This is a genomic window from Photobacterium kasasachensis, from assembly GCF_050336885.1.
GTDB lineage: Bacteria > Pseudomonadota > Gammaproteobacteria > Enterobacterales > Vibrionaceae > Photobacterium > Photobacterium kasasachensis.
Window position 1 is genome coordinate 918,060 of sequence record NZ_JAKJSH010000004.1, and the last position, 19,732, is coordinate 937,791.

At 46.1% G+C, this 19,732-nt stretch carries 14 protein-coding genes; all 14 read right to left on the reverse strand.

Annotated features, from left to right (window positions below):
• Positions 1–58: 58 nt before the first annotated feature.
• A complete protein-coding gene (locus L4D19_RS03830; protein ID WP_428451277.1) occupies positions 59–3,148 on the reverse strand; it encodes an ExeM/NucH family extracellular endonuclease in 3,090 nt (1,029 codons plus the stop codon).
• Positions 3,149–3,200: 52 nt separating this feature from the next.
• A complete protein-coding gene (gene ushA / locus L4D19_RS03835; RefSeq protein ID WP_428451278.1) occupies positions 3,201–4,856 on the reverse strand; it encodes a bifunctional UDP-sugar hydrolase/5'-nucleotidase UshA in 1,656 nt (551 codons plus the stop codon).
• A 95-nt stretch (positions 4,857–4,951) separates the two neighbouring features.
• Positions 4,952–5,971, reverse strand: a complete 1,020-nt coding sequence (locus L4D19_RS03840; RefSeq protein WP_160657630.1) for a porin — start codon at positions 5,969–5,971, stop codon at positions 4,952–4,954.
• A 2,056-nt stretch (positions 5,972–8,027) separates the two neighbouring features.
• Positions 8,028–9,260 (reverse strand): beta-ketoacyl-ACP synthase, encoded by a 1,233-nt coding sequence (locus L4D19_RS03845; protein WP_428451279.1) that lies wholly within the window; start codon positions 9,258–9,260, stop codon positions 8,028–8,030.
• Positions 9,257–9,982, reverse strand: a complete 726-nt coding sequence (locus L4D19_RS03850; RefSeq protein ID WP_428451280.1) for a 3-ketoacyl-ACP reductase FabG2 — start codon at positions 9,980–9,982, stop codon at positions 9,257–9,259. The genes L4D19_RS03845 and L4D19_RS03850 overlap by 4 nt, the downstream gene beginning before the upstream one ends.
• The gene (locus L4D19_RS03855; RefSeq protein ID WP_428451281.1) at positions 9,979–10,458 is read right to left on the reverse strand and encodes a hotdog family protein; all 480 of its coding nucleotides are present in this window, start codon (positions 10,456–10,458) and stop codon (positions 9,979–9,981) included. The genes L4D19_RS03850 and L4D19_RS03855 overlap by 4 nt, the downstream gene beginning before the upstream one ends.
• Positions 10,451–11,716 (reverse strand): beta-ketoacyl-[acyl-carrier-protein] synthase family protein, encoded by a 1,266-nt coding sequence (locus L4D19_RS03860; RefSeq protein WP_428451282.1) that lies wholly within the window; start codon positions 11,714–11,716, stop codon positions 10,451–10,453. The genes L4D19_RS03855 and L4D19_RS03860 overlap by 8 nt, the downstream gene beginning before the upstream one ends.
• Before the next feature lie 73 nt (positions 11,717–11,789).
• On the reverse strand, positions 11,790–12,425 hold the full coding sequence (locus L4D19_RS03865; protein WP_428451401.1) for a DUF3261 domain-containing protein: 636 nt from the start codon (positions 12,423–12,425) through the stop codon (positions 11,790–11,792).
• Between the two features lie 38 nt (positions 12,426–12,463).
• The gene (locus L4D19_RS03870) at positions 12,464–14,869 is read right to left on the reverse strand and encodes an MMPL family transporter (protein ID WP_428451283.1); all 2,406 of its coding nucleotides are present in this window, start codon (positions 14,867–14,869) and stop codon (positions 12,464–12,466) included.
• 25 nt (positions 14,870–14,894) lie between these two features.
• Positions 14,895–15,593: a LolA family protein gene (locus tag L4D19_RS03875; RefSeq protein ID WP_428451284.1), complete on the reverse strand. Its 699-nt coding sequence runs from the start codon at positions 15,591–15,593 to the stop codon at positions 14,895–14,897.
• Positions 15,577–16,014, reverse strand: a complete 438-nt coding sequence (locus L4D19_RS03880) for an acyl-CoA thioesterase (RefSeq protein WP_128783115.1) — start codon at positions 16,012–16,014, stop codon at positions 15,577–15,579. Before L4D19_RS03880 ends, L4D19_RS03875 begins: the two co-directional genes overlap by 17 nt.
• Positions 16,015–16,104: 90 nt before the next feature.
• Positions 16,105–17,649 (reverse strand): HAL/PAL/TAL family ammonia-lyase, encoded by a 1,545-nt coding sequence (locus L4D19_RS03885; protein WP_428451285.1) that lies wholly within the window; start codon positions 17,647–17,649, stop codon positions 16,105–16,107.
• Complete coding sequence (locus L4D19_RS03890) at positions 17,639–19,327, reverse strand: glycosyltransferase family 2 protein (RefSeq protein WP_428451286.1); 1,689 nt, start codon at positions 19,325–19,327, stop codon at positions 17,639–17,641. Before L4D19_RS03890 ends, L4D19_RS03885 begins: the two co-directional genes overlap by 11 nt.
• Positions 19,324–19,677, reverse strand: coding sequence for an ApeI family dehydratase (locus L4D19_RS03895; protein WP_428451287.1), 354 nt, complete (start codon positions 19,675–19,677; stop codon positions 19,324–19,326). Before L4D19_RS03895 ends, L4D19_RS03890 begins: the two co-directional genes overlap by 4 nt.
• Positions 19,678–19,732: the final 55 nt, after the last annotated feature.

The following is a 19,732-nucleotide window of genomic DNA, read 5'->3' on the forward strand; positions in this document are numbered from 1 at the left end:
GTTTTTTCTCAGAAAAAAGGGAGGCATTGAATGCCTCCCTTGATGATTCAGACCAAGGTTACTTGTTCATCTTGCGACGGAAGAAACCAAGACCTAGTAGTGACAGCAGACCAAATAGACCGGTTGAACCACCATGGCTGTGACCTGGGTTTGGATCAACTGGCTGAGTCTTACCTTCAGAAACTTTGATGGTCTCTTCTTGAGAAGTATAAGTTGGTTGACCTGTTACTCCGTCGATGATTTGTTTTGTCATCTTGAATTCACCAGCGTCAGCAACTTCACCTTCAAGCTCAACCCAACCTTGCTCTATGATTGCTTTAGTCAGAGTTACAGAGCTAGTGTCCGCACCAGCAACAGCGGCTTTGAAAGAGCTAATCTTCTCAATGTTCAATACGGCCTTGTCACCTTCGTGTAGCGCAACGCCACTGATGTTAGTCAAATCGAACATAACCTTGATTGGCTCACCAGCAACAGGAGCTGCCGGAACTTCCGGAAGATCTGCCGGCGGGTTTTTAGGCTCTGTTGGTGGAGTGATAACTGGTGGCTCTGGGTTAACTACGGTACCGAGTTTCAGGTCGATAACCGCTGGGTCGTGATCCGAAGCGCGGTATAGATCAGAGAATCGTGTAGAGCATGTACCATTTGCACAGTTATATTTATCAGAGTATTGGAACAACGTTGACTCAGCGGCGTTGATGTTCCAGTCGGTTGCATCTACTACTTTATTCACAAGCTCAGGCGTAACCAGGATGTAGTCAAGCGTGCCGACTTCATCATTGTAAGAGTAGCTGTATGAATCAGGGTGTAGCTGGCGAATAATATTAACGTAGCCATAAGAGTCAGTAATAACTGCACCTTCTTCACCGTGTAGTGGTGTACCTAGTATATTTTCATCACCACCAATATACGTATTACGAGCTGCTTTGATCACATGGCTTTCAGGTGCATTGTCACGGTTAGTCAGAACCATGATTGGATCTTCGTTACCGTAAGAGTTTAGGTCACCAAGGATTAGCTTGTATCCGTCGATCTTGTTTAGCTCTTGGCCTAGATGGTAAGCCGCAGAGACACGGAAGTTTTCGCAATTACCCTGTTTGTCACTGTCTAGCTCTTTACCGGTTTGAACATCCTCCCAGCAAGGTGAACCCTTAGATTTTAGGTGATTAACTGAAATGGTGATTTTCTCTTCTGTACCATTAATCTTGAAGGTAGGAGCGAGAGTATCTCGTTGGTAATTATTACCATTTTCTGTTTGGTCTTTGTTCTTAGTATCTTTATATGCGACCTCAGGTGCATGCTGTTCAGGCATTTCAATCAGACGATAAGTATCTAGTGAAACTTTACTTGCTTTGAAGATCACTTGGTTCGCAATAACATCAGAACCTACAAACTTATCATCTTTGTTGCCGACAACGTAAGAATAGTGGTCAGATTTATCGTCAATTAGAGCATTAATTTTATTAACAAGATGCGCAACTGCTGAGTTCTCGCCAAAGCCATTGTTTTCGATTTCCATCAGGCCGATAATATCGGCATTCATAGCAACAATTGCCTTAGCAATTTTGTCACCTTGAAGCTGGAACTCTGGCTCTGACTCTGCACCACGGTTATCATTTTTGAGGTTACTATCACCACCGAACGGAGAGTTAAAATAGTTAAGCACATTGAAGGTTGCAATACGAAGATTACCGCCTTCTTTTAATACAGGTGCTTGTGTACGTTCTGAGTTCTCGTGGATAAAGTTATCTTTAGTGATTGTGTTGGTTACATACAGACGGTAATCGTTGTAGCCATACATACCAGAATAGCCAATGACACCTTCAAAGCCGTCGACAATATCACCAATACGGATGTAATCTTCAGTCGTAGTAGTGCCATCTGGCATAGGCACAGCACTTGCCGAGCCAAATTCTGGATACCAAGGTATAACACCACTTGGTGCTTTCTCGAATGATTCAACTACAATACGTTTGTCTTCGTTGCAATCAGTTTGGCGCTCTGAATCAGTATCAATGTTATCGTCATGAACAGCTGGTGCGTTGTTCTGGTTTGGATGTACGTTGACCTGTCCATTGGAGACAACCATATTGTTTCGGTAGAACGGAGAACCGCTGAAGCCAAAGTTTCGACTAACTCGCATGTCAGAGTCTTTGTCGAATTTAACCAGCATGCCTTCGTGACGTTCTAGCGTGAAATCAAAGTCTTCATCTGATTCCAGAACGCGCAGAGCTGTTGCTGCTGGCGTTGTTTCTGAACCTGTTACTTTTACTGAATCAACACTAACAAGCTTCGTCCAACCCCAATCTTCTTTTACCTTGGCAACGACAGTAACAGCAGAACCAACTGAGATGTCAGAAATTTTGCTTGTTTCAACAAAGATACCGTCAGAAGTCAGTGCGTCACCGTCACTTGGCGCCTGCATGAAGAAGCCAATCTTTAGGTCCTTGCCTAGGGCTGTTTTTTGGATGGCAGTAACAACACCATTTACCTCGTGGTAACCAACTGACTCATAAGTACCATTTGGTACGTCTATACTATCGATAGTTGATGACCAGCTTTGGCCTTGGATTTCTTGAATAGTCGCTGGTGTTGATTTTGGTGGTTCTGTTGGTTCAACAGAACCACCACCTTCAGCGATACTACCAAAATCGCTGTAATCTTTACCTGTTCCTTCGTCTAGTTTGGTCCATTGAGTTTCATCATAAACAGCTTTAGGGGTTAACTCCGAACGACGAAGAACGACATTTTCACCAAATTTTGAACCATCAACAGTGCCAACAACATCAATCATGGTATCAGTTGAGTCAAAAAGGCCTACTGCATCATTACCATTGAAGTCCAGGCTGCCACTTGTTTTATCTGGTGTAAACGGCAGATCAGCATTACTTGTATGAGCCAGAGTAATTACATCATTCGGCTGAATAGTCAGACCATCAAGGCTGATTGAGTTTGAGAAGGTATTTTTTCCATTTGAGTCTTTACGCAGACTGTAGCCATCAAGGCTAACTGCGCTTGTACCTGTGTTACCGATTTCAATTAATTTATTACTGCCGCCATTTGGCTCCGCATATTCCGTGATAAGCAGATTCGCCTGGGCACCACATGAAACTGCAGCACCGATGGATAGTGCGAGAATGGATTTTTTCATTATTTTCACCCTAAAGAAGCCCTGTTATCCCTAACAGGGCGACATATCATTATTATTTGTAGACAATTTCGCCGTTTGGCTGGAATTCAGTGACGTCAACCGTACCTTTCGATTCGATGAAATCTTTCAGTACTTCTGCGTCAACATAGCCAGTGTTCACAAATGCCGGATGCTGAGTGATGTTCGGGTAGCCGTCACCGCCAGCAGCATTGAAGGAAGGAATGGTGAAGCGGTAAGTGTCTTTTACGTTCAGTGCTTTACCGTCAATCTTCACGTCAGTCACTTTGTCGCCGTTTACTGTCATGGTAATACCGGAGAACTGAGCATAGGCGCCTGAATCTTTAGACTTGGTACCAACAACATTCAGGTAGTCCTGAACTTCGGCACCTGTCATATCAACATAAGTCACGATGTTGCCGAATGGCTGTACCGTCAGAACATCTTTGTAGGTGATATCACCGCCAGCGATAGAGGCGCGAACACCACCAGAGTTCATAACAGCGAAGTCTGCTTTGGCACGCTCTTTGTGAGCTGTTGCGATCAAGCGACCAAGATTTGTCTGGTTGTTACGTACGATCTTACGCTCACCAACCAGATCACCGTTGGACGTACCGATCTTCACGTTAAGTGCGGCCTGGCCTTTGTCCTGGAATGGCTTCAGGGTATCGAAAACAGCCTTGTCTTGCGGGATCTCGTCTTGGATGAAGACGCGAACTTTCTTGCCGTCAACCTTGATTTTCTTCTTCAGGTTAACTGGAATAAGATCGTATGATTTTAGTTCGAACTCACCGTTTTTGAAGGTATAGTCAGCACGGCCAACGTATTTACCCCACTCGTGCGCCTGAACAATCCAGGTGCCGTTCTGCTGATCCGGCTGGCACACGTCACCCGGGTTGAAGTTCTTGTTGTACATGTTCGGACCTTCCATGCAGACAGGCTCTTGCGAGTGACCGCCTACAATCATGTCAAGATCGCCTTCGTTCAGGTAACGAGCAAGTTTCACATCACCCGCTGCGTTCGAACCGTGCTGGCCATCTTGATAGTGGCCCATGTGCGTTGCTGCGATGATCACATCTGGGTTGTGCTTGCTCTTAAGCTCGGCAATAACTTGCTTGGCTTCTTCTTTTGGATCTTTGAACTCAACACCGTCGATATATTCAGGGTTACCGATCTTGGCAGTATCTTCGGTTGTCAAACCAATAACAGCGATCTTAATGCCTTGCTTGTTAAAGATTTTGTATGCATCGAACATACGCTTGCCATCTTTGTAGATGTTAGCGGCAAGGAATGGGAATTCAGCCCAGCCTTCCTGCTTGGCAAGTACATCAAGCGGGTTGTCAAATTCATGGTTACCGACAGCCATTGCATCGTAACCTAGCATGTTCATACCAATGAAATCTGGCTCTGCATCTTGCAGATCTGACTCTGGCACACCTGTGTTGATATCACCGCCTGATAGAAGAAGGACAGAACCGCCTTCTGCTTGAACTTCAGCGCGAATTTCATTGATCAGTGTGGCACGGGCAGCCATACCGCGTTCGCCGTATTTGTTCTGCCAGAAGTTGCCGTGGTTATCATTGGTATGAAGAATGGTTAGGTTATATTCTTGACCCTGAACCCACTCATGTGCTGGTTCCTGGGCAGAATTTTGGGCTGTGCATCCGGTTGCAACCGCTAGTGCGAGTGCCGATAAAACGATCTTTTTCATGAGACGCCTTATTTGAAGAGGGGGGGAAGAAAAGAGAGAGCCAATCAAGGGACGAAAGATCAGCTCTCTAGTTGTTCTAGATGTATCGAGTTACATTAGAACCAGTAGTAAGCCATTAGGTAGGCTAGAGCACCTGATTCAGTTGTCTTCTTCTTGTTTGCATCTTTCGCACCTTTAAGCACGTCACCGAATGCAACTTCAGCAGCCAGTTTTACGTTTGATGCGTAGCGGTATTCAGCACCAACAACACCAAAGTATGCTTCTTCTGCAAATGCGTCAGAGTCAGAGTAGTTAACGTTAGCAAGCAGGTTTAGTTTTTCTGTCATTGCGTACTTACCACCCAGGTTTACACCCACTTCGTTTGTATCTGAGCCTTTATCGAAGTTTTTGGTTTCATCGAATACCAGACCGGCAAGAGTGAATTTACCTAGTTCAAGCTCACCGTGTAGTGAGTAGATAGATGTTTCGTCACCTTCTTCAGCACCAGCAATTACTGTGAAAGTATCGCCGTAGTAGCCGATGTAACCGTTAGTTACTTGGCCGAACAGTGAATCTGTTTCGTAGCTGTACTTCACTGGGTGACCGAAGTCATCAGTCTTGCCATCCCAACCTTCAAGAGAGTGAGAGATTCCCACTTTCACGTTACCGAATTTACCGCGGTACTTGAAGGTGCTGTCCTGGTCACCAGCTTCAGAGATACCAAGACCTAGTTCGTTAGTTACGTCACCGAATGCGTCAACGTGGTCGTATGCAGTATCAGTACGGCCGAACTCAATGGAGTGACCTTTAGTTACGTTGTAACCAACATATGCTTTGTCGATGATGATGCGCATGTTGTTATCTTTAGTCCAGTCCTGACGTTCGCCGTCAAGTTCAAACTTCGCGTAGAAGTCGCCAGTCTGACCTTTAAGACCGATAGTAGCGAAAGAGTCATCAACAAAAGTTGTATCTGGACCAAAAGGAGTTTTGTCAGTATCAGAGACGAACGTACCGCCAACTTCTGCACCACCGTAGACTTTGACGTTGTCGCCATTGTCTGCTTTGTAGACTGTTGCTGCCTGTGCTGCGCCAGAGATTAGAGAAGTTAATGCCACTGCGATAATTGTTTTTTTCATTATAAAATCCTTGTAAGAGATTGTGTATGTTCCGCGGCGACAAACATTAATCATTTGGAAAATCTTGCACAAGTTATTTCGTGTAAAGTGCATATTTGCTTTTAAAAATCGTGACGCATGGCTCAGGCAAACGTTTGCAAAAAATAATTAATTTAGGCTGTGAATATTATTTCTAAGTGATGATTAGGTGTTTTATTAAAGTTGTGAGTTTTTCTGAGGGTAAAAAAAACCCTGTCATGAAGACAGGGTTAAATTTGTTTTTAGAACTGTTCAAAGGGAACAGGGATTCAACAATTAGCAAGTTTTACAGTGATATCTAAAAGCACAACTTGTTAGCTCAAGATATTGGCTTATTAAAGTACATGTTTTTTTCTATAACGCAATTGATAATTTAAAAATTACTGGGTTTTATATTGGTGAAAAATCAGCCTTTATGGCTTGTTTTCTATTGTTTTAATAACATCAAACTTTCTAAAGTGCTGATTTTTAGGTGTTTTTGCGGGTTTTTATTAAAGTGTAGGCAACCCATTAAGTTAAGTGATAGTTGTTGTTGATATTGATAGCTATATCACATAAAATTTTTTTGAAATATAATTCAACAAAATGCCGCTATTGATGAAATAAAAACTTTTACATTTTGCTTTGTTGAGTGGTTAATTTGATATAACGTTTGTTCTTTACGTTTCATTCTTTCTTTTTAAAATTGATTATTTTATTTTTTAATTCTCTTTTCTTGTTGTTTTTTATTTCTTGTTTTCAGTTTAATTATTCGGTGATATATTTTATTTGTGGTTTTTGTTTTTATCATAAAAACGTTTTTCATGATTTTTCAAAGGTGATTTTTACTTGTGATTATTTCTATTTTTTATGAATACTTAGCTTATGCCTTTGGTGTTTTCTTATAGGTCTTGTGAATGATTTTTCTTGTTGTGTGGTGATTTTATTTTATTCTTAATATTTTTGTTTTTTAGAATTAAATTCTTCTAGAGTCAATACTCTAAATGATAGGGCGAATAAAATATATTCATGGTGACTCACAAAAACGGATTGTACTGCCATTAAGCATCAAGAAAAATTGTGACGCGGGTTTGATTTTACTGATAGTGATATCAGTTGCTCAGTGTTAAAAAAATGCTAACTGTTTGCTTTTTAAAGTCGTTACAAATGGCTTTAATATAACTGACATAAAAATGTAATCTTGGAAGCAGTTTTCTTTTTGGCTGCATGTAATTGCTCTCATAATTACTGTACAAAGATGTATGCCTTTTAGTGCAAATATGACATTTGACATGTTTCTTTTGCGGTTTAATTGATCTGGTGTGATATTTATCCCATAAGCTTGTATTTAGTGGGTTCGTGTTGCATTAGGTTTAAGATTATCCTCATGTTGGAGGCTGGAGGCTGGAGGCTGGAGGCTGGAGGGGCATGAGATTTTTTGAGTTTGTGCTTTCGGAAGGTGATTTTTGTCGTGGTCACTAATATCCCGCGCTGCTTCAGGTACAGAACGGTTGCCCGCAGTGGGTGCTGATTCTGACTTCAAGTAGCCTCGGTCTGCTCCATACGATAGCGTCATAAGAGATGTAGTTCTGGTCGTAGTGACACATTATGCTCTGAGGATGGCCTTTTTGCTTGTAAGCCATAGTTAACGTCGTTGCGATTAAGGTTTCGCCTTGCTTATCAGATGCTGTCCAACGAATAATTCGACGGCTGAACGAATTAGTAACTACAGCGAAATAGTACCATCGATTTTCAGTTCATATGTAATGTTGTTCTTACACAGTTGATTAGGTACGCTGACATCGAATTATCTCATCACGACAGCTAAGCTCTTAACATCTATCTGTTGTTGCTAGTTGAAGTAACTCGATGAGGTAGGGACAAAGTAATTGGAATGTTCCCCAAGTGTATAACTGCGGCGTTAGAAAATGTTTATGGATATGAGTAGACCAAGATTAAGTGTTCTTAGGCTAGATTAGGATGGAGAGTGATTTGTACGGTTTTATGTGATTGGAAACCGTTCCCTGAGCGTGGTACTCAGGGAATATAGGTAATGTTGTTAGTCTTGCCAGCGCTTAAAAACCAACGAGGTGTTGATGCCGCCAAAGGCAAAGTTATTACTCATGATGTACTGGCAATCTAAGTTGCGACCTTCACCACGGATATAGTCCAAGGCTCCGCAACGTTCATCTATGCTATCAAGGTTGAGGGTAGGACTAAACCAACCAGAACGCATCATTTCTAAGCTTAACCATGCTTCTATGGCACCACAAGCCCCCAATGTATGGCCGAAGTAGCTCTTGAGCGAACTAATGGGAGCATTATCACCAAAAATGTTAGCGGTTGCGTTACTTTCCGCGATGTCGCCTTTTTCTGTTGCTGTTCCGTGCGCAGAAATATAATCGATGGCACCCGGTGATAAGTTGGCGTCTTGTAGTGCCATCTCCATGCATAATTGCATGGTTTCTCTTTGGGGTTGTGTCACATGGGCTGCATCGCAGTTACTGGCAAAGCCAACCAATTCAGCATAAATTGTTGCACCACGTGCTATGGCATGTTCATATTCTTCCAAAACCAAGGTACCTGCACCTTCGCCTATCACTAATCCATCTCGATCTGTGTCGTAAGGGCGAGGAGTTGACTTCGGGGCATCGTTTTTAAGACTTGTTGCAAATAAGGTATCGAAAACTGCTGATTCTGTAGGACACAGTTCTTCAGCACCGCCTGCGACCATCACAGTTTGGTAGCCGTGTTTGATTGCTTCATAGGCATAACCGATTGCTTGGCTGCCTGATGTACAGGCACTGCTGGTTGGAATCACTCGGCCTCGTAGACCAAAAAATAGCCCGACATTCACGGCTGTGGTGTGTGGCATCATCTGTACATAAGTAGTTGCCGTGATGGCTCGAGTGCTCTTTTCGTTCAACATCACACCAAACGCACCAACGGCTGAGGTACTTCCAGTGGAAGAGCCGTAAGCAATACCGGTCTGTCCGTTGGTGAGTACCTCATGATCGATCAGGCCACTTTGCAGTAGGGCATTTTCAGTGGCTAATGTTGAGAGTTTAGATACTCGCCCCATTGAACGGATCTTTTTGCGGGTGTAATGCTTAGGCAGCGTGAAGTTTTCGATTGGTGCCGCCAGTTTTGTATTCAAGCCGTCATATTGCTCATAATCCGCCATGTAGATAGTTGCATTCTTGCAGGCACGTAGCTTGGGTTCGACGGTTTGCCAGTCGTTACCGAAAGCGGTAACTCCTGACATGCCTGTGACAACAACACGACGGCTCATACTAGACCTCCATTTACTGAAATTACTTGGCGTGTTACGTAAGATGCAATGTCGGACATTAAATAGCTGACAAGTCCTGCAACTTCTTCTGGTTCACCCATACGGCGTAGTGGTACTTGTGGTAAGGCATGTTCTTTGACATGCTCATCAATCATGCCTGTATCAATCAGGCCCGGAGCCACGCAGTTTACTGTGATCTTTCGTTTGGCCAATTCTAATGCCAATGATTTGGTGGCACCAATGACTCCAGCTTTTGCCGCGCTGTAGTTAGTTTGACCACGGTTTCCGGTGATCCCTGATACTGATGCTAAGGTTACAATTCGACCGCCTTTGCGTTTTCGCACCATGGGCATTACACATGGGTGCAGTACATTGTAAAAACTGTCGAGGTTGGTGTGGATCACATTGTCCCACTCAGCTTCTGTCATAGCAGGAAATGCGGTGTCACGGGTAATCCCAGCGTTGCTTACTACACCATAGTACGCACCATGCTTAGCAATATCGCCTTCTAGTTGATTGCGACACTGATCACGGTCACTAATATCAAATTGAAGTAGACGAGCGGTCCCGCCCACGTGTTCAATCTCGGCTAAGGTAGCCTCAGCACCGGCTTTGTCACTCATGTAGTGAACTGCAATGGTAAACCCATCTTTTGCAAGCTGAATGGCAATCGCACGTCCAATACCTTTGCTTGCGCCTGTCACTAATACATGTCGTATCATGAAGAAGTCCTATTATCTTGAGAATAACCAATCATTTGATCTAATTTTTCTTGTGTTGGTACAAATGCATTTAATTGGCTGGTGGCGAGCAGTTGTCCTTGATGTTCAATACGACAGCTAAACACGGCCATGCCATTGCTTTCCATTAGACGCTCGGCAAAAATGTCGAGGGTATCGCCCTCAGAAAATGTACTGCATTCGGCTTGGTAGCGACGGCAACCCAACAGAAAGCCGATCGGAGATGGTTGGCCTTGCAGCCATGACTGATACCCCGACCACCCGGCTACGGATTGGGCCATGAATTCAATGCCGACATACCCAGGAATCGCACGGGTGTGTACATTGAAAAAAATACAGTCTTCGCGAACGGTGACTTGACAATGGATATGTTCTTCTCCAACGTCGATTAATTCATCGACTAGTACCATTGGTGTGTCGTGGGGAAGTAATAGATGAAGGTGTGGAATCTTAGTCATGTGCATATCCAAAAATCAGACTAATGTTGTTGCCACCGAAGGCAAAGGAATTACTTAATATCGCTGACTTGGTCAGTGTTTGATGTGGCGTCACCAAATTGATCGGTGCCAAATTTTCGGCAATGTGACCGTCATTGACCTGCATGGGTAGATCAATACCATAATGCAGTATGTGCCAGCAAATCGCTGCTTCTACCGCACTTGCTGCCCCCAAGGTGTGGCCAGTAAACGGCTTGGTCGAGCTCACCGGGGTTTGACTACCGAATACTCGATGAATGGCTTTTGCTTCCATGGCATCGTTCAACTGAGTTGCGGTGCCATGGGCATTGACGTAGCCAATGTCATCAGGTGTGAGACCCGCATCGTCTAGCGCTTTGCGCATTGCAGCTTCAGCACCAATCCCTTCCGGGTGTGGTGCTGAGATATGGTGGGCGTCTGAGCTATCACCCGCACCCAACAAAGCGATAGGCGGGTGGGCCGGAGCATGAGTAGGTGTGGATACTTCTCTTTTGTCTTGTGGAGACAAAGACAGCAACATAAAGGCTGCGGCTTCACCGATATTGATGCCGTTGCGGTTTTGGCTAAAAGGGTTACACATTGTCTGCGAGAGTGCGTCTAAACAGTGGAAACCGTTTAATGTCAATTTGCAAAGAGTATCGACGCCACCAACGATCACTGCATCGACGATACCGGCCTTCAATAAACGTTTAGCCGATAGAAAAACACGACCACTGGATGAACAGGCCGTCGATAGTGTGTAGGTTGGGCCCGTCAACGAAAAATAGTCGGCAATGAACTCCGCGGTATTGCCAATTTCTTGCTGATAATAATGGTAGTCACCTGGGAAGTGCCCGTCCCGCTCATTAGCGAGTAACGCGCGTTCACCATCCGAAATACCGGAGGTGCTGGTGCCCACAATCACAGCTGTACGGTCTGCACCATATTTTTTAACGGCATGCTCTATATGTGGTGCAATATCAAGCAAGGCAGATAATGCCAACCGATTGTTTGAGGTATCTTGGTGCTGGTAGCGTGACGCTATAGGGGGCAGTTTAGCAGCGACCTTACCGATCACGGTATCCTTCCCGTCATTCAGGTAGCCTGATACCGGCACCATGTCGGGTGACTTGCCTTGCTGTAAATGGGCATGAATGTCGTTATGACACTTTCCTAACGCCGAGTGAAATCCGCACCCGTGGATATAAACGGGTGAGGCGGATAACGCTTGGCGTGTTGTGTCAGTCTGGTTGTTGGTCATTGTTATCATTATCGCGATAAAACGCGTGGTTTAAGGTTTTACTTGGGCACAAGATCAGTCGGTTTTCCAACTATCAGGTGTGTGAGTACTGCAATGTCTTGATGATGATGGTGTAACCAAGTTGATGGTTAATAAAGACAATATCTCCAGTTAAGCGATCGGCTGCCTGATATCGGATGTCGGCGACAACCGTACCGTGATTATCTATTAGCTGGCGGTGTTGCTGGGTTTCAACTAGTTGCCATCCTACCTGTGACAGCGGGCCCTGCCAGGCATCCAATGGCCACAAGGTGATCATCAAATTAAAGAGCACTTGTTCGGGCTTGGGCAAGGTGTCACCCAACCCCGGTAGTACGCTGGCTTCAATAGCATTGTTTTCGTAAGTCAGGCTGAGAATGCGCGAGCCCCACGACGAGAATCCGGCAAGTGCAACCTTGCCACTGTCGATTTGCAGCTGTACCGGCAATTGTTGCTGGTTTTGCGGTTGACTACCGTGCTTATCCGCGCTGCCCTTTGTCTCTTTTCCTGGTGATGCAGGCCATTGCGCAGTAATCAGCTGGCTGGCTGATAGCGTCTGGCCTAAATCTGCTGGTGTGGGCAAGGTAACAAAAGTATTGGGTGCAATACTGACCTGATTGGCTTGTTGCACGGGAGTCAAGCTGCAGCCTGCGATGGTGAGCAAACTGGCCCCGAGTAGGGCCGCTTTCATTGACCACCAGATGGTACGGTGTTGGGTAAAGCTATGACTCATGCCTGTTCCTCTTGCTGAATCGATGCGGTCGCATGTGATGCTGTTTGTGGCTGTGTGTTTTTACGGGGGCGCGATATCGACATAGAAAGTGGTGCCAATAACCAGGCCACCAAAATACCGATTAGAACAGTAATGCCAAAACTGTGGATCGCTTGGGTATCACTCAGGGCCAGTAAACCAAACGACAATAAGGTTGTTGCAGCCGATAAACTGATGGCTAACAAGGTGCTCTGTGCATGGTCGGCGTTGATTGTTTCATTCGCCGATGTATCGCTGTGACTCTGCTCCGCAAAGAATAACGTGTAATCAATGCCGATGCCCAAAATCAAAACTAAGGCGAGCAAGTTAAACAAATTCAATGGCACGCCGGTTAACATGGTCACGGCAATCCCTGCACAACCGGCGATCACCGGTGGCAGAATTAGCAACAGACTTTTCTTGAAACCGTAACGCCATGCCAATAATGCGCCAATTGCCAAGGTTGCTGCAATCAGCAATTCAGTGACGCGTATACGGTATTCGCCAAATAGGGCAGATACTTCATCTGCTTTGTCCAAGTAACTCAGGTTGGCATCACGAGTCGCGAACATTTTCAGCACGCCGGGTTGTGACACGCCATTCAACATTACGATCGCCGCTTGTGTGCCGTGTAGCTGTCCGAGCCACAGAAAACGTAAGTGCCTGGAGGCGGGCGAGGCCAAGAATACATCGGGTGTCAGCGGACTGAAGGTTGCTTCCCAATGGACAGGCGTGGATAGTTGTAAACGCTGACTTAATTCCGCACCTTGCTGTTGATAGAGGCCTTTTACTACTGTGAAGTTGGCGGCTTGCACATCCGCAGGCAGTAAGTATTGGCTTAAGCTTTGAAAGCCATCGAGCACACCTTGCTTGCGGTATATGTCGAGCTGTTGGCTGACGCGTTGCAACTGACTTAACAACGTCTGCTCATCGCCTGCTGTTACCAGCAACATTTGCTGGCTGCTGCTGACACCTGTAATGGTTTTGATCGTGTCTTCTTGTTGTTTCAACTGTGTAGGTAATGCTTGAAGCTGACGAATATCATCGTTGTACTGGGCGTGATACAACCCAGTTGCTGAAACTAACACAAGCACCGTTGGAAAGGCGAAGCGCACGCCACGGTGCTGCCAGATCGTGAGCCATTGTGTCATCGGCTGACGTAATGGCAGCGCGCGCGGCTTGCTCGGTACTTTCGCTAAAATCGGGTACCAACACACCACGGTACCGTAAGCGGCAGAGAGACCGATTGCTGAAAATAGCGACAATTGCTGCAAGCCTGGAAACGGCGCAATCAACATTCCTAAATAGCCGATTAAACTGGTGATCAACCCCAGCGTGATGGCGGTAAAAATGTGCTTGAGCCCGGCACGAGCATCCCAGGATTTACCAGCGGATAATCGATCGGTCAGGTAATGGAACGCGTAGTCAATTGAGACGCCGATCAAGCTGGCACCAAACACCAAACTGAATAGATGCACTTTGCCAAAGAGGGCGATGGTAAACACAAAAGCAGCCAATAGGCCGCAACCAATCGAGAGCAGTGCCAGGGCAAGAGGCAATGGGCTGCGGTATACCGCTAGTAACAGTACAATGATGCCGACAAGAGAGCCTAGTCCGATGGTACTGATTTCACTTTTTGCACTGTCGGTCCCATATGCCGCATAGAAAATGACGCCGGTATGAAGTACTTCAACGTCGTATTGGCTTGCGAGTTGGTGCTCTAGTTCGGTCAATGCAGGCAGCTGTTTTTGTAACGTAAAACTGTAGGCGGAATCATTCAACTCGGCCGTGATCAATGCGTAGGTCTTGCCTTGATATTTCGTGGTTAAAAAGCCGTCCTTCAGGGTGAAATTGCCTGCTTGGCGGGTTAACTGCGATAAAAAGTCACGGAACAGTAGGAAAGGGTCATTGGCCAATTCAGTACCCGTGACGCCTGAGAAAGGGTTGTAGACAGCTTGAACCACCTGCTGAACCTGCTGTGCAGGCGCGTCACGTAATCGGATTTGTTGTTCAGCGGTCAGCAGCTGGTGGCGTTTCGGGAAATACAGCTCGCCCCATGCTTGCTGGGCACTTTGGCTAATAGGGCCGGTGACCTCGCTGAACATGCCTAGCGTGTTTAAGGATTGGGTAAATTGTTGAGCGGCGAGCGTCAGTGCTGGCTTACCTTTCCCCTCTTTATCATCGTACTTGTTTTGATCAGCAGATGCTGGTGCACCGATCAAGAAGATGACCTTGTTGCTCATGCTATTGGCAACATGATCAAAGGCTTCTTGAGCTATAGGGTCTTGGCGGTTTTCCGGCAGCAAAGCCAATATATTAGTTTCGATCGGCAGCTGTTCGTTGGCGGTCAGTTGGTAACCCAAGATGCCCGCCAGCATCAGCATGGTACACAGCCACATAAGGCCCAGTTTAGAATTGGAAAGCACGTTGTTCTTCTGCCGTTAGATCGGAGGGAGTGGTACGCTGATTACTGAACGTGATGGTGGTTTGGTCTCCACGCACTTCGGTCAGGATCAGGTGATCAATGAAGGTTTTACCGTCAAGAGCGATGGCTTTGAAGACGGCATTCAACGGTGCTGCTTTCGGCGTTAACAGCAGTTGCCAACGACCGTTCGATTTGTCACTCAAGGTGAGGTTAAACTGCTCGGTCAATTGGCGGGTATCACCCTTGAAAAGAGACAGGAAGATATGGCTGAAATAGAACACCATTGGATTGTCACTGGCTGACATTACCTGTGCAGCCTGATCACCGAACTGCTGACTCAATTTGTCTTTGGTCAGCACCAGTGATACCGGGAACGGCATCGCTTGTTGCCATAATAATCCGTGTTGCTCAGCTAACAGAAAGTGACCTTGCGAGGTTAATGGCGCATCGAACATTTCCATTTTGCGGGTTTGCGCGAAATCGCCACGAACCAAAGGTTGTGATGACAATGTCTGTTGTAATTCCGGCAGCGTAATAGCCTGTGCGGTTGTAGTCAAACCGCCGAAGCCAAGTATGCAACATAAAGCCAAGGCAGCGTTGAATGTACTGATTAAGCGACGTTTTTTCACTGGCTTTAATGTTGACGTAGTTACTTGTTCTGTTGTGTTAGGCGTTACCTGCATGCCATGCCTCTACTTTGTCGGTGAATACTTTCGGCGAAACAAAACACATTTCTTGGTCTTCTATCCCAACGGCCACCTGCATGGTGTGGGCTTTGGTCATACGTTGCTCGGTTTTCGCATCATAAATCACGTAATCTACACGAAGTCGGTTTTCCCATTCTGTTAAGGTCGCGGAAATGCGAATCGCATGGTTGTACGGGATTGGTTTGACGTATTTCACGCGGGTATCAATGATCGGCCACATGTAGCCTGACGCCATCATGGCGTGATAACTGTAGTCGATCTTTTCCATCAAGATACGGCGAGCCTCTTCAAAGAAGCGGAAGTAGTTACCGTGATACACCACACCCATAGGATCGGCATCTTGAAACGAGGTCACCATGGTGACCTCGGTACGTAATGGTCGAGGTTGTTCGGTCATTAATCGATCCACCTTGGATAAAAATTGCGATCCTGCATCGCTTTAGGCGCCGTAAACAGGATCGACTCATGAGTTTGGATTGTAATTGAATCAGTACAGCGCCCAGTGCTGCTGTTGAATCTTCTCAACGAAGTTGCGTAGATCCCCTTCTAGCGGACGATCTTCTATCACTGGGCTAAAGTCGCTGAGTACTGCATCTGTCATGGTTCTCAATGCCGGACTGAAGTGACTGGCATCCAACTCGTTATGGCGTTTACGGATCTCTAGGGCTTGAGTGGCCGCTAATAATGAGGCTGCCGTTACTTGCTCTGTCAATTGCAATACGCGTAAGCAATCGCGTGAAGCTATGGTGCCCATACTGACTTTGTCTTGGTTATGACATTCGGTCGAGCGAGAGAACACGCTGGCAGGCATGGTATTTTTCAGCGCTTCCGCTGTCCAGGCAGATACACCAATTTGTACCGCTTTGAAGCCATGGTTAATCGGCTTACGATCACCTTCGGCGCCGGTTAAGTTAAACGGTAAACCATTATTAAACTTGTAGTCCATTAACTGGGCCATTTGGCGATCCAACAGGTCAGCAATGTTGGCCACGGCGGTTTTCAAGGTATCCATAGCCATCGCAATGTGGCCACCATAGAAGTGACCACCGTGCAGGACACGCTCGTTATCGCCGTCGATGATTGGGTTATCGTTGGCGCTGTTAAGCTCATTTTCGATCATCTGGCGTAGCCAAGGCAGGCTATCTTGCAGTACGCCAATTACATGAGGAGCGCAACGTAACGAGTAGCGATCTTGCAGACGGTCACTGTTGCGAGGCGGACGATTGGCTTGTAGGTCAGAACGTAACCAGCTGGCAATCTGTTGTTGACCAGGGTGTGGCTTTACCGCGAATAATGCTTCGTCAAAGTGGAAGTCGTTACCGTGCATGCCAACAGATACCATCGCGGTTATACGTGTGGCCAGTTGCGCAAGGTATTCTGCTCGTTTGTAAGCAATACAAGCCAATGCTGTCATTACTGAAGTGCCGTTCATTAATGCCAAGCCTTCTTTTGGTTTGAGTTTGATTGGGGGTATCCCCAATTCTTCAAAGACCTCGGCAGTTGGGCGAACTTCACCTTTGTAAATCACTTCACGCTCGCCAATTAAGGCCGCTGCGACGTAAGATAGCGGGGTTAAATCACCACTTGCGCCTACTGACCCTTCCTGTGGAATACGCGGCGAAATGTCATGGTTGATCAGAGTTACTAATTGATTCAGCAAGTCATGACTGACTCCCGATACTCCTTGCGACAAGGAACACAAACGCGTTGCCAGTACAGCTCGGGCTTGCTGATGGTCGAGGTTATCACCCAACCCACAACCGTGAAAACGGGTCAAGTGCAAGGGCAATTCATCGACCAGGTTTGGTGGAATCGCTACAGTACAGGAGTCGCCATAGCCGGTTGTGACTCCGTAAATCACCCCTTCTTCTTTAAGCAGGCGTTCTAGAAATGCCACACCACGATCGATCTTGGCGGCGTATTCTGGCGTGTTGTTCATGGCGGCTGGTGCGCCGTTGGCAATCGCCATTACGTCTTCGATTGTGAGGCGCTCTGCACCAAAAGTAACGGGTTGCTGTGTGTTATTTTTCATTATGATTTCCACTTAACTGCCAGAAATTAAAAAAGTTGTACCATTGCAGAGGCGCCTTCATCGTGTAATGTTCGAGACGGTTTGCGTACTGGCTAACAACTTGGGTGAGTGCCTCTTCGCGTTTCCCTCTGGGCAGTTTGATTTGTTCACTAAAGGGTTCGAAATACACATCAAAATGCGGTGATGTTTGTGTGTCGTCTCGTAGCCCAAACATCAAGTAAACCGGTGTTTTTAATACTGTGGCTAGCATGAATGGACCTTGAGGAAAGGGGGCAGGTTTTCCGAGAAAATCGGCCCACACCACACGTTGTTCTTTGGTAATAGAAGTGCGGTCGCCGACAATAACAATCCATTCGCCCTGTTCGATTTTTTGTTGTAGTAAAATCGCGGTATCTGGCCCTAACTCGCTGACTTGGATCAGGTTCAGATCGGATTTCGGGTTAACGGCTTTCATTACGGTATTGAAGCGTTCAGCGTGTTTGGTAAAGACCAACGCATTGATTTTGATATGCGTATGGCGTCGACTTAGAGCACGACAAAGCTCTAGGTTGCCTAAATGCGACCCTAAAATGACCACCCCGCGCTGTTGCTTCACAATGTGATCAAAATGCTCGAGGCCATGAATCGTTAAATTTTCGGCTGAGAAATCGCCGCGCCATGCCGCCAGCTTATCAAGCATAGTATGACCAAAAGAAAGCAAATGGTTGTAACTGGTGAGCTTAGGCGGTAAGACCTGATTATATTGAATGGCATGAGCTTGCAGGCGTGACAAGTAACTTTCTGAAGCTCGGCGGGCTGATTTACCTGTGAGGTAATAATAGGCCATCACGCCTTTTAGGATTAGATTAAATGCTCGACGCCCCAACAATGAATAAATGCTGAGCAAGGCTTTGATACCAAGGATAGTGCCACGCTCAGCATGGGATGACCAATGTTGCTGTTGGGCCTGTTGGCGCTTGAGAAGTTTCGGAATGCGAGGCAGCATGCCAAAAAAGAGCCGGGTATGCATGGTGCTGATCTTGACGTTGTCCCATAGTGCATCGAAATGTGAAATACCGCCTTCCGGGTAAATCACCTTGGTATCAATGAAACGAACATCACAACCATCCCAATACATGCGTACCATAATTTCGGTATCGAAATCCATACGTTTACCGACGTTATTACGTTCTAGCACTTTTATCGTAGGGCCGATGGGGTAGGCGCGAAAGCCACACATACTGTCTTTGATGGCAAAGGATAATGTTTCTACCCACACCCAGATGTGGGTAGCATAGCGGCCGTACAAACGGGCTTTGGGGACGGTGTCATCGTATACCGGTTGGCCGGAAATTAATGATGTAAGGTGCGTTTCCGATTCGGTAATCAGCGTTGGCAAGGCATCCAAATTGTGTTGTCCATCGGCATCAATTTGGATGGCATGGCTGAAACTGTGTTTGAACGCTTCGTATAAACCTGCCGTGACCGCACCGCCTTTGCCTTGGTTACTACCCAGTGTTATGAGCATCACGTTTTTACGGGTAGTTTGCGCATGTAGGATGGCCTGTGTTTCAGGCCCACTGCCATCATCGATGATGATAATCGGGAAACCATACGGGGTTAGTGCATCTAAGATGTCAGGTACTGTCTTACCATGGTTATAGCATGGGATCAGAAAACAAGGACGGAACGTACTCATACGGTAGCCCCCAGTTTTATACGGCCAGAGGAGTGGGTACCTTTGGATGAGGTATAAGTGAAATGTAGTTTCTGCTTATCAGCAAACCATTCAAGTGTGAGGGTAACGTTACTGCCGGGTAAGATTGGCTCTTGGAATTTAATCACTTCCATGCCTGCAAAATGCGGGTAAGCATTCAGTAGTTTGTGGCCATAATATGTGGCCCAATCAATTTGGGTTACACCAGGTAAAAGGGGATGTTGCGGAAAGTGTCCCTGGAAATCCAAAATATCAGCATCGACGTGTAACACCAGTTCCGCCCGAGAGGCGTTGCAGTGTTGAGCAGTAATGGTTGGCTTACGTTTTGTCATTATGGTCTTCGTGTCAGTAGTGAAAGTCATTCATTGAAGCAAGTGTGCTCGAGTG

Excerpts from the sequence above, each read along its gene's own strand:
- L4D19_RS03830 (WP_428451277.1), bottom strand. The coding sequence starts at position 3,148 with ATGAAAAAATCCATTCTCGCACTATCCATCGGTGCTGCAGTTTCATGT.
- ushA (WP_428451278.1), bottom strand. The coding sequence starts at position 4,856 with ATGAAAAAGATCGTTTTATCGGCACTCGCACTAGCGGTTGCAACCGGA.
- L4D19_RS03840 (WP_160657630.1), bottom strand. The coding sequence starts at position 5,971 with ATGAAAAAAACAATTATCGCAGTGGCATTAACTTCTCTAATCTCTGGC.
- L4D19_RS03845 (WP_428451279.1), bottom strand. The coding sequence starts at position 9,260 with ATGAGCCGTCGTGTTGTTGTCACAGGCATGTCAGGAGTTACCGCTTTC.
- L4D19_RS03850 (WP_428451280.1), bottom strand. The coding sequence starts at position 9,982 with ATGATACGACATGTATTAGTGACAGGCGCAAGCAAAGGTATTGGACGT.
- L4D19_RS03855 (WP_428451281.1), bottom strand. The coding sequence starts at position 10,458 with ATGACTAAGATTCCACACCTTCATCTATTACTTCCCCACGACACACCA.
- L4D19_RS03860 (WP_428451282.1), bottom strand. The coding sequence starts at position 11,716 with ATGACCAACAACCAGACTGACACAACACGCCAAGCGTTATCCGCCTCA.
- L4D19_RS03865 (WP_428451401.1), bottom strand. The coding sequence starts at position 12,425 with ATGAAAGCGGCCCTACTCGGGGCCAGTTTGCTCACCATCGCAGGCTGC.
- L4D19_RS03870 (WP_428451283.1), bottom strand. The coding sequence starts at position 14,869 with ATGCTGATGCTGGCGGGCATCTTGGGTTACCAACTGACCGCCAACGAA.
- L4D19_RS03875 (WP_428451284.1), bottom strand. The coding sequence starts at position 15,593 with ATGCAGGTAACGCCTAACACAACAGAACAAGTAACTACGTCAACATTA.
- L4D19_RS03880 (WP_128783115.1), bottom strand. The coding sequence starts at position 16,014 with ATGACCGAACAACCTCGACCATTACGTACCGAGGTCACCATGGTGACC.
- L4D19_RS03885 (WP_428451285.1), bottom strand. The coding sequence starts at position 17,649 with ATGAAAAATAACACACAGCAACCCGTTACTTTTGGTGCAGAGCGCCTC.
- L4D19_RS03890 (WP_428451286.1), bottom strand. The coding sequence starts at position 19,327 with ATGAGTACGTTCCGTCCTTGTTTTCTGATCCCATGCTATAACCATGGT.
- L4D19_RS03895 (WP_428451287.1), bottom strand. The coding sequence starts at position 19,677 with ATGACAAAACGTAAGCCAACCATTACTGCTCAACACTGCAACGCCTCT.